The organism is Pseudomonas sp. FG98 (assembly GCF_057808595.1).
Window position 1 is genome coordinate 1 of record NZ_JBMDIJ010000122.1, and the last position, 12970, is coordinate 12970.

Consider the following 12970-nt stretch of genomic DNA (forward strand, 5'->3'; position numbering starts at 1 on the left):
CACTAGCGCAATCGCGGCGGTCCGGCGTTCCGGTGAACCCGCTCCCACAGGGTCTGTGTCGCGGCCTCGGCTTTTTCAGCAGTGAAGGAGTGCCCACCAGAAATGAGCCAATACCAAGAAGGCGGCTGCCACTGCGGCGCCCTGCGCTACCGGGTCGAAGGCCCGCTGACCGATGTCGCCCACTGCCATTGTTCGATCTGCCGGCGGGTTTCCGGCGGCTTGCTGATCACCTGGGCAACGGTGCCCTGCTCCGCTTTCCAGTGGCTGGCCGGTACGCCTCAGCGCTACGACTCGTCCGCCAGTTGCGTGCGCTATTTCTGCAGCCGCTGTGGTGCCCATCTGGCCCTGACCACCGATCTCAGCCCGGAAACCATTGACTTCACCATCGCGACCCTCGATGACCCGGCCTCGGTCCGTCCCGACCGGCATATCTGGACCGAAAGCCGCCTGCCCTGGCTGCATCTGGACGAGCAACTGCCCGGCGAAGAGCACGAGTCGATCTGACTCAGGGCAGTTCCAGGCCCCCGGCCGCCTTGTGCAAGGCGCGCAGGTGGTCGCCGATCAGCTTGGTGTTGGTTTCCACGGCGCGGATTTCCCGGTCGCGCTCGGGGCCGAGCAAGGCGCGGGCTTCCTTGTCGAGGTCGGCGCTCAGGCTTTGCAGTTGGGCCTGGCGCTCTCGGCTGCTTTCCAGGAGTTGCTCACGTTCCTCTGTCTGGGGCAGGCCATAGCCACCCTGCCCTAGCAATTCCGCAGGTTTGCTGAGGAAGCCGCTGTTGGCCAGGATGAGTTGCAGGGTCTGGTTGGCCTTGTCGACGCTACCGTTGTTTTGCGAGCGCCCGCTCAGATAACGCTGCTTGACCTCGTCCTGGGCCAGCAGCAACTGGCGACGCAGGGCGGCCTGCTCCAACAGCAGCATGGCGGCGCTGGTGCGCAGGTCGGCGCGGTCGAACCAGGCGCGGCGCTGTTCGGCGCTCTGCTCCAGCCAGGCTTCGACGCTGGTCTGGGGGATCGGCAACTGCTTCTTCAACACCTGGAACATCGCCTCGAAGCGATCGCGGTAGGAGTCGAAGCGATAACCCAGGCGCAGCGCTTCGCGTGGGTCATCCAGCACGCTGGTATCGGCCAGTCCACGTCCCTTGAGCACTTCCAGCAGGCCGTTGGGCATGATGTTGTCGAGGCTGGTCAACTGCCGGTTGGCGGTGCCGCTGCGCAGCAACTTGAGGGTCTCCACCGCGCAGTTGTTGGACAGGAAGAAGTAGTTGCCGTCGTAGCTCCAGTGCATTTCCAGAGCCTGACGCACCAGGTTTTCCAGCTCGTCGCGGGACAGCTTGAGCGGCACCGAGGACAGGCTGCGCAGCTCGGTCTTGGTGTATTCGTCGATCACCTGGCCCAGCGGCAGGACGAACAGTCGCGATGGGTAGGAGCCGACCAGACCGTCCCAGCTGGACAGTTGCACGTCGTTGACGAAGGCACGGTAGGACAGCACCAGGTGTTGATCGAGGTCCAGCCGGCAATCCGGCCCGCGTGGCCGGCCCGGGGCGCAGATCACCAGGCGCAGCATGCTGTGGCCCCAGCGGCTGACCCAGTTCTGGTTGGCCTCGGCCAGCAGGTAATCCACCGAATAGACGCGTTCAGGGTCGATGTAGCCGAGGGGTTGCTTGGCGAAGTCGTTTCCGGCGTTGAGGTAGGGCAATTCTGGTGCGCAGGCCGGATGTTCAGGCGCCCAGCCGAAATGCTTGCTCAGGTACTCGTGCAAGGCCGGGCGGCGGCAGGCATAGCTCGGGTCGAGGAGGAAATACTCCATGTTGACCGCGATGAATTCCTTGGGGCTGCTCAGCTCGTAGCTGTCCGGGGTACGGACATCCTGGTGGTTCTCCTGTTCGCGTTCGCCACGACGGCCGACGTATTGCGGCCAGCCGGCCAGGTCGAGCAGGCGCGGATCGTCGCTGAGGGTGAAGCGGCGTTCCGCCTGGCCGCGGCATTCGTCGCGCTGGCCGACCTTGCCCTGGCTGTCGAGCTGGCGGCGGCACTGGACGATCAGGCGGCGCTGATCCGCGGGCCACAGGCGGGCGCGGTCGTAGATGTGGGTGAGTTCATGGAGGACTGTGGCCAGCAGTTCTTCGCGCACGGTGCCGTGGGGGCGGCCGGTCTGTTCGCTGGCGGCGCTGCCGTCGACCAGGCCGGGCAGCAGGCGGCGGTTCAGCGCCAGGGTCGACACCAGCGAGGCCTGGCCGTAGGCATCCTGTGGCATCCGTGCATCCCAACTGACGTTGACCGTGCGGTCCAGTCGGGTCTTGAAGCTAGGGGGGAGCTTTTGCAGGGCTTCGTCCAGCAGTGCCTGGGTCGCCTGGCGCTCAGGGGCGCTGAGGCCGTCGTCCTGCAAGTGCAATTGCAGGTCGGCCAGGGCAGGACTGCCGAGCAGCGCGAGGGCGCTACCCAGCAGCCAGGCACGGAGGCGCTTCACAGCGCGAGGATGGCTTCGGCCAGAACCTGGTCGCTGGCATCGCGCGCTTCAGGGACGCGCTGGCGCAGGGTGTCGAAGGCTGCTTCCAGTTGCGCGCCGCGGATATCGCCGTTGCTGGCGACGAAGCTGGCGGCGTCGTCACGGGCTTCGCGCACGACCTTGGAGTCGCGGATCGAGGTGGTGGTGTCCGAGGTGAAATCGATCGAACGGCCAAAGGCGCGGACGATGATATTGCTGGTGGCCACCAGGGTGTGGGCCTGGGCCACATCGGCCAGCAGGAGGAAGCCGAGGGTGGCGGCGATCAGCGGGTTACGCATGGAACTTCTCCGGGGGGAAAACAGATAGATCATTGGACGAGAATTGCCTGCGCCAGTTCAAGGTCGCCAGCATGAAGTTCGGGATTTTCCTGGCGCAGCCGGCGCATGACCGACTCCAGTTGCGCACCACGCACCTGGCCGTCGCTGGCGATGAAGACGGCGGCGTCGTCGCGGGCCACCCGGACCCATTTGCGGTCGAACGGCGCACTGGTCACCTGGCTGGTGGCATAACCGCTGATGACGCTGGTGGCGGTGGTCATATCGAAGGCCAGGGCCGTCCCGGGCCCGAGCAATGCAAGCAGCAATGGCAGATAACGCATGGGGAAACAGTTGCCCTTGGAAACACAAGGGGTCCAAGGCTATCCCATGGCATCAGCCCGGGCCAGAGCGGTTGGCCCGGGTGTTTTGCATCGTGTTGCCAGGCCTGCCCTGATTAGAGCGCCAGGATCGCCTGGGCCAGTTGCGCGTCGCTCGCCTGCAGGGTCGGTACCTGTTGGCGGATGTGGGCGAAGGCACTTTCCAGTTTGACGCCACGGATATCGCCATTGCTGGCAACGAAGCTGGCAGCGTCGTCACGGGCGGCGCGTACCACCTTGTCGTCGCGGAACGACGAGGTGATGTCGGAGGTAGCGTCGGAAGTGGCCTTCAGGGCGCCGACCAGGGAGTCGGTGGTCACGACGAAGCTTGTGGCATGGGCGGTAGAAGCCAGGGCCAGCAGCAGGGCGGCGCCCAGCAGGCGGGAACGGGTCATGGTCGATCTCCTGAGTAGGACTGGGGTCTATCTAAAGTGTCAGACGCACGCTCAGCTTGCTGCGCTACGCGTGGAGTCAAGGCGTGTGAAAAAAGCGTAACACGTAACAAGCGAAACGCTGCTTAGTTCAACTGTTATGGTTGAATTTTGAAATTAAGAAACTGTATCTATTTGTGCTTGAGGCGCTCTATTCCGCGCCTTCCAAACGAAAAAACCCGTCAGCAGTCACCTGCGACGGGTTTTTCGGAATTCGGTGCCGGCCATGGCCGGCGGGCCTTGCATCAACGCCAGAACGGCTTGCTCAGCTCTTCGTAGCGCTGTGCTTCGCTGATACCGGCGTCAGCCAGCAGGCGGGCATCCAGGCGAGCCAGTTGATGGCGGCTGGAGATGCGACGTTGCCACAGAACCAGGTTGGCCAGCAGGCGCAGTGGCAGGGCAGCTTTAGGTTGTTGGGCGTTGCTTTCGAAAACCAGACCGGAACTGAGGGTACGTTCCATGATGTGCATCCTTCCGCTTATGGCGGGATTAGGTAGTGATTTAACTGATGCCAATGATCCTCCTGTGTCGTCCATAACAGTAGATACAGTTCACCTGCATTGTGATGGTCCAGTTAACTGTTTAGAGGCACTGTTGCACTCGAAATGCACGCAACTGTACTGGTGCGCTCAATAATGGTGCATTTTTGATCATTTAGGGGAGATTGGCGCGGTAAAGCGAGGGTTTTCGAGCGGTACAGTAGAACAGTTTATGATGGGTGGCGGTGTGTAACTGTTCAGTCGGTGCGCATTGCGCCCCACCGACTGAACAGTTATCAGGAGTTACACCGCCAGCATACGTCCGGTTTCTTCCAGGTTTTCGTGCCAGGCCAAGGCTTCGCGCAGGATGTGCGGGGTATGGCCACCACGTTCGCAGGCGCGGGTGAAGTAGTCGTTCAGCGCGTCGCGGTAGTCCGGGTGTACGCAGTTGTCGATGATCACCCGGGCACGCTCCCGCGGTGCCAGGCCGCGCAGGTCGGCCAGGCCTTGCTCGGTAACCAGGATGTCGACGTCGTGCTCGGTGTGGTCGACGTGGCTGACCATCGGCACCACGCTGGAAATTGCACCGCCCTTGGCGATCGACTTGGTGACGAAGATGGCCAGGTGGGCGTTGCGCGCGAAGTCACCGGAACCACCGATGCCGTTCATCATCCGCGTACCGCAGACGTGGGTGGAGTTGACGTTGCCGTACAGGTCGAACTCCAGCGCCGTGTTGATGCCGATGATGCCCAGGCGGCGCACCACTTCAGGGTGGTTGGAGATCTCCTGCGGACGCAGCACCAGCTTGTCCTTGTAGCGCTCCAGGTTGCCGAACACGTCGGCGTTGCGCCGGCTCGACAGGGTGATCGAGCTGCCCGAGGCGAAGCCCAGCTTGCCGGCGTCGATCAGATCGAAGGTCGAGTCCTGCAGCACTTCGGAGTACATGGTCAGGTCTTCGAACGGCGATTCGATCAGGCCGCACATCACCGCGTTGGCGATGCTGCCGATACCGGCCTGCAGTGGGCCGAGCTTGTTGGTCATGCGCCCTGCTGCCACTTCTTCTTTAAAGAAGTTGATCAGGTGGTTGGCGATGCCCTGGGTTTCGTCATCCGGCGGCAGCACGGTGGACGGCGAGTCCGCCTGCTCGGTGATGACAATGCCGACGATCTTGGCCGGGTCGATCGGGATCGCGGTGCTGCCGATGCGGTCGTCGACCTTGACCAGCGGGATTGGCGTGCGGGTCGGGCGGTAGGTCGGAATATAGATGTCGTGCAGGCCTTCGAGGTTGGCGTTGTGCGCCATGTTGATCTCGATGATCACCTGCTTGGCGAAGATCGCGAAGCTCGCCGAGTTGCCGACGGAGGTGGTCGGCACGATGTGGCCCTTTTCGGTGATCGCCACGGCTTCGATAACGGCGATGTCCGGCAGCTTGAGCTGCGCGTTGCGCAGTTGCTCGACGGTTTCCGACAGGTGCTGGTCGATGAACATCACCTTGCCGTCGTTGATGGCCTTGCGCAGGGTGCTGTCCACCTGGAACGGCATGCGCCGGGCCAGGACGCCGGCTTCGGTCAGTTCCTTGTCCAGGTCGTTGCCCAGGCTGGCGCCGGTCATCAGGCTGATCTTCAGCGGCGACTGCTTGGCCCGTTCGGCGAGGGCGTGGGGAACGGCCTTGGCTTCACCGGCGCGGGTGAAGCCGCTCATGCCAACGGTCATGCCATCCTGGATCAGAGCGGCGGCGTCGGCCGCGCTCATGACTTTATTGTGCAGCGAGGACAAGCGAATACGATCACGGTACATGGATTGTTATCTCGGGCTACTGAACCTACCAGGTGCGCAGTCTACTGTTTGCGCAACTATTCGGCGCCCGACCAAGGTCGTATGCGAAGCCCTGAAATAGAGCCTTCTGTCGGCAGGCCGGGAACGAAAAAGCCCCAGCCGGTACCGCGCTGGGGCTTATTGTCACAGTGTCGTCAGGGGCTTATTCCACGGCTTTGACCATGTCTTCGATGACCTTCTTGGCGTCGCCGAAGACCATCATGGTCTTGTCCAGGTAGAACAGTTCGTTGTCCAGGCCGGCATAGCCGCTGGCCATCGAGCGCTTGTTGACGATGATGGTCTTGGCCTTGAAGGCTTCGAGAATCGGCATGCCGGCGATCGGCGACTTCGGATCGTTTTTCGCCGCCGGGTTGACCACGTCGTTGGCGCCGAGCACCAGCACCACGTCGGCCTGGCCGAACTCGGAGTTGATGTCCTCCATCTCGAACACCTGGTCATACGGCACTTCGGCTTCCGCCAGCAGTACGTTCATATGCCCGGGCATACGCCCTGCCACCGGGTGGATCGCGTACTTCACGGTGACGCCGGCGTGGGTCAGCTTCTCGGTCAGTTCCTTCAGCGCGTGCTGGGCACGGGCCACCGCCAGGCCGTAGCCAGGCACGATGATCACGGTGTCGGCGTTGCTCAGCAGGAAGGTGGCGTCGTCGGCGGAGCCGGACTTCACCGGGCGCTGCTCCTTCGAACCGGTCGCTGCACCGGCATCGGTGTCGCCACCGAAACCGCCGAGGATCACATTAAAGAAGGAACGGTTCATCGCCTTGCACATGATGTACGAGAGGATCGCACCGGACGAACCCACCAGCGAACCGGCAATGATGAGCATCGAGTTGTTCAGCGAGAAGCCGATACCGGCGGCCGCCCAGCCCGAATAGCTGTTGAGCATCGACACCACCACCGGCATGTCGGCGCCGCCGATCGGGATGATGATCAGCACGCCCATGACGAAGGCCAGGGCCAGCATCACGGCGAAGGCGCTGTAGTTGCCGGTGAAGGTGAACACCAGGCCGAGGCCGATGGTGGCCAGGCCCAGCACCAGGTTGAGCTTGTGCTGGCCGGCGAACTGTACCGGTGCGCCCTGGAACAGGCGGAACTTGTACTTGCCCGACAGCTTGCCGAAGGCGATGACCGAACCGGAGAAGGTGATCGCACCGATGGCTGCGCCGAGGAACAGTTCCAGGCGGTTGCCGGTAGGGATCGGGTCGCTGATGGCGCTGACGATACCCAGGGACTGCGGCTCGACCACTGCGGCGATGGCGATGAACACCGCCGCCAGGCCGATCATGCTGTGCATGAACGCCACCAGCTCCGGCATCTTGGTCATTTCCACGCGCTTGGCCATGATTGCCCCGGCGCTGCCGCCGATCAGCAGGCCGACGATCACGTAGGCGATGCCGTCGGTGGCGAGTTCGGCGCCCAGCTTGTAGATCAGGCCGACGGTGGTGAACACCGCCAGAGCCATGCCGAGCATGCCGAACAGGTTGCCGCGGCGGGAGGTGGTCGGGTGCGACAGGCCTTTCAGGGCCTGGATGAAGCAGACCGACGCCACCAGGTAGAGAAGCGTTACCAGGTTCATGCTCATTTTTACTTCTGCCCCTCAGCCTTCGCGGCTTTCTTCTTGAACATCTCCAGCATGCGCCGGGTGACGAGGAATCCACCGAACACGTTCACCGCCGCCAGGGCCACCGCGAGGGTGCCCATGATCTTGCCCAGCGGGGTGACAGTCAGAGCGGCGGCGAGCATGGCGCCGACGATGACGATGGCGGAAATGGCGTTGGTCACCGCCATCAGCGGGGTGTGCAGCGCGGGCGTGACGTTCCAGACCACGTGGTAACCGACATAGATGGCCAGCACGAAGATGATCAGGTTGTAGACGCCGTGAGAGATCAGCATGTCTTCCATTGTCTGGCTCCTTATCCGTTCTTGCGGATGACCTGGCCGTCGCGGCACATCAGGCACGCGGCGACGATGTCGTCTTCGAGGTTGATCGTCAGCGCGCCGTCCTTGTCGAACAGCAGCTTCATGAAGTCCAGCAGGTTGCGGGCGTAGAGCGCCGAGGCGTCTGCGCCGACCTGGGCCGGCAGGTTGGTCGGGCCGACGATGGTCACGCCGTTCTCGACCACGACCTGGTCGGCCACGGTCAGCGGGCAGTTGCCGCCCTGGGCCGCGGCAAGGTCGATGACCACCGAGCCGGGTTTCATCTGCGCCACGGTTTCCGCGCTGAGCAGGGTCGGTGCCTTGCGGCCCGGGATCAGGGCGGTGGTGATGACGATATCGGCCTGCTTGGCGCGCTCGTGCACGGCCTGGGCCTGGCGTTGCATCCAGCTTGCCGGCATCGGCCGGGCATAGCCGCCGACGCCCTGGGCGCATTCGCGCTCTTCGTCGGTCTCGTACGGCACATCGATGAACTTGGCACCGAGGGATTCGATCTGCTCCTTCACCGCCGGGCGCACGTCCGAGGCCTCGATCACCGCACCCAGGCGCTTGGCCGTGGCGATGGCCTGCAGGCCGGCCACGCCGGCACCGAGGATCAGCACGCGAGCGGCTTTCACCGTACCGGCGGCGGTCATCAGCATTGGCATGAAGCGTGGATAGTGGTGCGCGGCGAGCAACACGGCCTTGTAGCCGGCGATGTTGGCCTGCGAGGACAGCACGTCCAGGCTCTGGGCCCGGGAGGTGCGGGGCGCGGCTTCAAGGGCGAAGGCGGTGATGCCGCGTTCGGCCATTTTGGCGATGAGGTCGTTGTTGAACGGATTGAGCATGCCCGCGAGCACGGTCCCGCTCTTGATCTGGCCCAGTTCGCTGTCGTTGGGCGCTACGACTTTCAAGACAAGCTGCGCGCCAAACGCATCGGCGGCGCTTCCAAGAACGGCGCCGACCGCCTCATAGGCACTGTCCGGAATGCTGGCTTTGACGCCGGCTCCGCGTTCGACAGTGACCTGATGACCCTGGCCCACCAGTTTCTTGATGGTTTCGGGAGTGGCAGCGACCCGTGTTTCGCCCGTCTGCGTTTCGAGAGGAACACCAATGTGCACGTCATTTCTCCTGCGTGATCTTTTGTTGTTGAACCAGCGCACTACGGATGGTGCGTCTGGGCGGCCGATCAGCACGATCCCACCTGAAAACAGGCGGGGCGCGGCATTTTGCAAGCGATCCTGAATCGCTTCAATGGGTTCTGAATGGAAACTTTATTGAAACTACAAGTCACCCTGTGACCACATGTCGCAAGGGGCAGGCTTGAGCCCGCTAAATACGGGCTTTAGCGACATTAGGAGAATTTTTAAAAATTTTCTGACAATTTTCGCGGAGGGAACGGAAAACGTCGTTTTGGACGAGTTAAAGCCCCGAAAACATTGGGGTTGATGGGCTTTTTAGAGGTGAGTGACACAGTTGTCGCAACTGCGACATTTCCTTATATCTGTAGGTGTTAAATTTAATTGACTACCAAGTCAACTAGTCCGTTTGGTCCATGCTGGCTGCGGTGTAGCGCTGTGCCTCGGTAACCAGCCAGTCCCGGAAAGCACGCAAAGAGGCAGATTCGACCTTCCTTTCCGGAATCATCAGGTAATACGCCTTGATGCTGGACAAACCGTGCGGATTTGCGATCACCAGGCGACCTTCCTCCAGTTCGCGCTGGATCAGGAATGGCGGAATCAGGGCGATGCCCATCTCGTGCATCGCTGCCTGGGCCAGCATCGAGAATAGTTCATAGCGCGGGCCTGTCATGTCGCGGGCGACATTCATTTCCAGGCTGTCGAACCATTGGCGCCAGGCGTAGGGCCGAGTGGTCTGCTGCAGCAGTGGTAGTTGGGCGATGGTCTGGGGGTCGAGTTGTCGATGCTTTCCCAGAAGCGACGGGCTACAGACCGGGACCGGGCTTTCTCCCATCAGCCTGTGGGACTGCGTACCAGACCAGTCGGCGTCGCCGAAGTAGATGGCAGCGTCGAAACTGGTGTCGGCAAACAGGAATGGGCGGGTGCGGTTGGTCAGGTTGACCGTGACGTCGGGATGGCTCTGCTGGAAACCCTTCAGGCGTGGCAGCAGCCATTGAGTGCCAAAGGTGGGCACTACCGCCAGTTCGATCACGTTGGCCCCCTGCTGGCCCATGACCGACAGGGTGTCGCGCTCTACCGCGTCGAGTTGGGTTGCCACCCGTCGGCTGTAGGACAGACCGGCTTCGGTCAGCTTTACGCCGCGGCGTGAGCGACGGAACAGCTCGACGTTGAGAAACTCCTCCAGTCCGCCGATCTGCCGGCACACGGCGCCCTGGGTCAGGGACAGCTCCTGGGCGGCCTTGGTGAAGCTCTCGTGACGAGCCGCCGCTTCGAAGCAGACCAACGCGGTGGTGCTGGGGATCTTGCGTCGCATATACGTCAACCTCACTAATTGATCGGTGAAATGGCGTTTATCACCTTTACGGAGTGAGAAATTATCACAGGAGGTTGCGGAATCTTCGTTTGTCGCCCTGCCCGTTCGGGCCTAGGATCAATGCACGACAACAATCATCCCTTTCCTACCCTCGAGGATTCCCACATGGCCGGCAAAGCAAGCTTCAACTGGATCGATCCGCTGCTTCTGGATCAGCAGCTCAGCGAAGAGGAGCGCATGGTGCGTGATAGCGCCTACAGCTTCGCCCAGGACAAGCTGGCGCCTCGTGTGCTGGAAGCCTTCCGTCATGAACAGACCGATCCTGCGATCTTCCGGGAAATGGGTGAAGTGGGCTTGCTGGGTGCGACCATTCCCGAGCAGTACGGCGGCAGTGGTCTGAACTACGTGTGCTATGGCCTGATTGCCCGTGAAGTGGAACGTATCGACTCTGGCTATCGCTCGATGATGAGCGTGCAGTCCTCGCTGGTGATGGTGCCGATCAACGAGTTCGGTACCGAGGCGCAGAAACAGAAGTACCTGCCGAAACTGGCCAGTGGCGAGTGGATTGGCTGCTTTGGTCTGACTGAGCCTAACCATGGTTCCGATCCGGGTTCGATGATTACTCGTGCGAAGAAAGTGGACGGCGGCTACCGCCTGACCGGTAGCAAGATGTGGATCACCAACAGCCCGATCGCCGATGTGTTCGTGGTCTGGGCCAAGGATGATGCCGGCGATATCCGTGGTTTCGTGCTGGAGAAAGGCTGGCAGGGCCTGAGCGCTCCGGCGATCCATGGCAAGGTCGGTCTGCGGGCTTCGATTACCGGTGAGATCGTCATGGACAACGTGTTTGTTCCGGAAGAGAACATCTTCCCGGATGTGCGCGGTCTGAAAGGCCCGTTCACCTGCCTGAACTCGGCGCGCTATGGCATCTCCTGGGGCGCCCTGGGTGCCGCCGAGGCCTGCTGGCACACTGCGCGTCAATACACTCTGGACCGTCAGCAATTCGGGCGGCCTCTTGCGGCGAATCAACTGATCCAGAAGAAGCTGGCCGATATGCAGACCGAGATCACCCTGGGGCTGCAGGGCTGCCTGCGCTTGGGGCGGATGAAGGATGAAGGGACTGCGGCGGTGGAAATCACTTCGATCATGAAGCGCAACTCCTGCGGCAAGGCTCTGAATATCGCACGTATGGCGCGGGACATGCTGGGTGGCAATGGCATCTCCGATGAGTTCGGTGTGGCCCGTCACCTGGTCAACCTTGAGGTGGTCAACACCTACGAGGGTACCCATGACGTGCATGCGCTGATCCTCGGTCGCGCACAGACCGGCATCCAGGCCTTCTATTAATAAGGAGCCAGTCCATGGGCGCGCTTTCTCATTTGCGGGTCCTGGATCTGTCGCGGGTACTGGCCGGGCCGTGGTCCGGTCAGATCCTTGCGGATCTGGGGGCTGAGGTCATCAAGGTCGAGCGGCCGGGCAGCGGGGACGATACTCGCGCCTGGGGGCCGCCCTTCCTCAAGGACGTCAATGGCGAGAACACCAGTGAGGCGGCTTACTACCTGTCGGCCAATCGCAATAAGCGTTCGGTGACCATCGACTTCACCCAGGCTGAAGGCCAGAAGCTGGTGCGGGAGTTGGCGGCGAAGTCCGATGTGGTTATCGAGAACTTCAAGGTGGGTGGTCTAGCGGCCTATGGGCTGGACTACGAAAGTCTCCGTCAGATCAATCCGAACCTGATCTATTGCTCCATTACCGGGTTCGGTCAGACCGGTCCTTATGCCAAGCGCGCGGGTTATGACTTCATGATCCAGGGGCTGGGTGGGCTGATGAGCCTGACCGGACGTCCCGAGGGTGATGAAGGCGCCGGGCCGGTGAAGGTCGGGGTTGCGCTGACGGATATTCTCACCGGGCTCTATTCGACAGTTGCCATCCTGGCTGCCCTCGCCCATCGTGACCAGCATGGTGGTGGTCAACATATCGATATGGCGCTGCTGGACGTGCAGGTGGCCTGTCTGGCCAACCAGGCCATGAATTACCTCACTACGGGTACTCCTCCGCGTCGGTTGGGTAATGCGCATCCGAATATCGTGCCTTATCAGGACTTTCCCACAGCAGATGGGGATTTCATCCTGACCGTTGGGAATGATGGGCAATTCCGCAAATTCGCCGAGGTGGCGGGTCAGCCGCAGTGGGCGGACGATCCGCGTTTCGCGACCAACAAATTGCGGGTAGCCAACCGGGCCGAGCTGATTCCATTGATTCGCCAGGCGACGGTGTTCAAGACGACGGCGGAATGGGTAAGCCAATTGGAGCAGGCGGGGGTGCCGTGCGGGCCTATCAATGACCTGGCGCAGATGTTTGCCGATCCGCAGGTGCAGGCTCGCGGGTTGGCGATCGAGATCCCGCACTCGCTTGGCGGGAGCGTACCGCAGGTTGCCAGTCCGATCCGTCTTTCGGAAACACCGGTGGAGTATCGCAACGCACCGCCGCTGTTGGGGGAACACACCGAGCAGGTTCTGAGTGGCGTGCTTGGACTGGAGGTAGAGACGATCAAGCGTCTGCGTGAGGCCGGAGTGCTCTGAGTCGTTGCTTCTATATATAGAAGAACTGGGGTGTCAGGCCTGATTTGAATCAATTTGAAATTAGTGCTTGACGCCCTGTTTTATCTCTCTATAATTCGCCCCACTTCCGGCGCAGTCGGAACGGAAAACTCCTTGAGAAT

The 12970-nt window shown here is 61.9% G+C and carries 13 protein-coding genes; 3 read left to right on the top strand and 10 right to left on the bottom strand.

Going from position 1 to position 12970, the window contains the following annotated elements:
* Window positions 1-102 precede the first annotated feature (102 nt).
* On the top strand, window positions 103-504 hold the full coding sequence (locus tag ACODSK_RS30690) for a GFA family protein (RefSeq protein ID WP_489021628.1): 402 nt from the start codon (window positions 103-105) through the stop codon (window positions 502-504).
* Between the two features lies 1 nt (window position 505).
* On the opposite strand, the gene ACODSK_RS30695 is transcribed toward ACODSK_RS30690, so the two are convergent.
* From ACODSK_RS30695 to ACODSK_RS30740, 10 genes are all read right to left on the bottom strand, one after another.
* Window positions 506-2464 carry a DUF7844 domain-containing protein gene (locus ACODSK_RS30695; protein WP_489021630.1) on the bottom strand — a complete coding sequence of 653 codons (1959 nt, stop codon included), beginning with the start codon at window positions 2462-2464 and terminating at the stop codon, window positions 506-508.
* The gene (locus ACODSK_RS30700; RefSeq protein ID WP_075801970.1) at window positions 2461-2781 is read right to left on the bottom strand and encodes a DUF2388 domain-containing protein; all 321 of its coding nucleotides are present in this window, start codon (window positions 2779-2781) and stop codon (window positions 2461-2463) included. Before ACODSK_RS30700 ends, ACODSK_RS30695 begins: the two co-directional genes overlap by 4 nt.
* Window positions 2782-2810: 29 nt before the next feature.
* A complete protein-coding gene (locus ACODSK_RS30705) occupies window positions 2811-3101 on the bottom strand; it encodes a DUF2388 domain-containing protein (RefSeq protein WP_489021631.1) in 291 nt (96 codons plus the stop codon).
* 113 nt (window positions 3102-3214) lie between these two features.
* Complete coding sequence (locus ACODSK_RS30710; protein ID WP_489021633.1) at window positions 3215-3532, bottom strand: DUF2388 domain-containing protein; 318 nt, start codon at window positions 3530-3532, stop codon at window positions 3215-3217.
* Between the two features lie 281 nt (window positions 3533-3813).
* The gene (locus tag ACODSK_RS30715; protein ID WP_489021634.1) at window positions 3814-4029 is read right to left on the bottom strand and encodes a DUF1127 domain-containing protein; all 216 of its coding nucleotides are present in this window, start codon (window positions 4027-4029) and stop codon (window positions 3814-3816) included.
* A 321-nt stretch (window positions 4030-4350) separates the two neighbouring features.
* Window positions 4351-5844 (bottom strand): succinyl-CoA:acetate CoA-transferase ScpC, encoded by a 1494-nt coding sequence (gene scpC, locus ACODSK_RS30720; protein ID WP_489021636.1) that lies wholly within the window; start codon window positions 5842-5844, stop codon window positions 4351-4353.
* Window positions 5845-6025: 181 nt separating this feature from the next.
* Window positions 6026-7462 (bottom strand): NAD(P)(+) transhydrogenase (Re/Si-specific) subunit beta, encoded by a 1437-nt coding sequence (locus ACODSK_RS30725; protein ID WP_489021638.1) that lies wholly within the window; start codon window positions 7460-7462, stop codon window positions 6026-6028.
* Window positions 7463-7464: 2 nt separating this feature from the next.
* Window positions 7465-7782, bottom strand: a complete 318-nt coding sequence (locus ACODSK_RS30730) for an NAD(P) transhydrogenase subunit alpha part 2 (protein WP_042127705.1) — start codon at window positions 7780-7782, stop codon at window positions 7465-7467.
* An 11-nt stretch (window positions 7783-7793) separates the two neighbouring features.
* On the bottom strand, window positions 7794-8915 hold the full coding sequence (locus tag ACODSK_RS30735; RefSeq protein ID WP_489021640.1) for a Re/Si-specific NAD(P)(+) transhydrogenase subunit alpha: 1122 nt from the start codon (window positions 8913-8915) through the stop codon (window positions 7794-7796).
* A gap of 418 nt (window positions 8916-9333) precedes the next feature.
* Window positions 9334-10248, bottom strand: coding sequence for a LysR family transcriptional regulator (locus tag ACODSK_RS30740; RefSeq protein WP_489021641.1), 915 nt, complete (start codon window positions 10246-10248; stop codon window positions 9334-9336).
* A 165-nt stretch (window positions 10249-10413) separates the two neighbouring features.
* On the opposite strand from ACODSK_RS30740, the gene ACODSK_RS30745 reads away from it, so the two are divergent.
* The gene (locus ACODSK_RS30745; RefSeq protein ID WP_489021643.1) at window positions 10414-11595 is read left to right on the top strand and encodes an acyl-CoA dehydrogenase; all 1182 of its coding nucleotides are present in this window, start codon (window positions 10414-10416) and stop codon (window positions 11593-11595) included.
* Between the two features lie 14 nt (window positions 11596-11609).
* A complete protein-coding gene (locus tag ACODSK_RS30750; protein ID WP_489021645.1) occupies window positions 11610-12830 on the top strand; it encodes a CaiB/BaiF CoA transferase family protein in 1221 nt (406 codons plus the stop codon).
* Window positions 12831-12970: the final 140 nt, after the last annotated feature.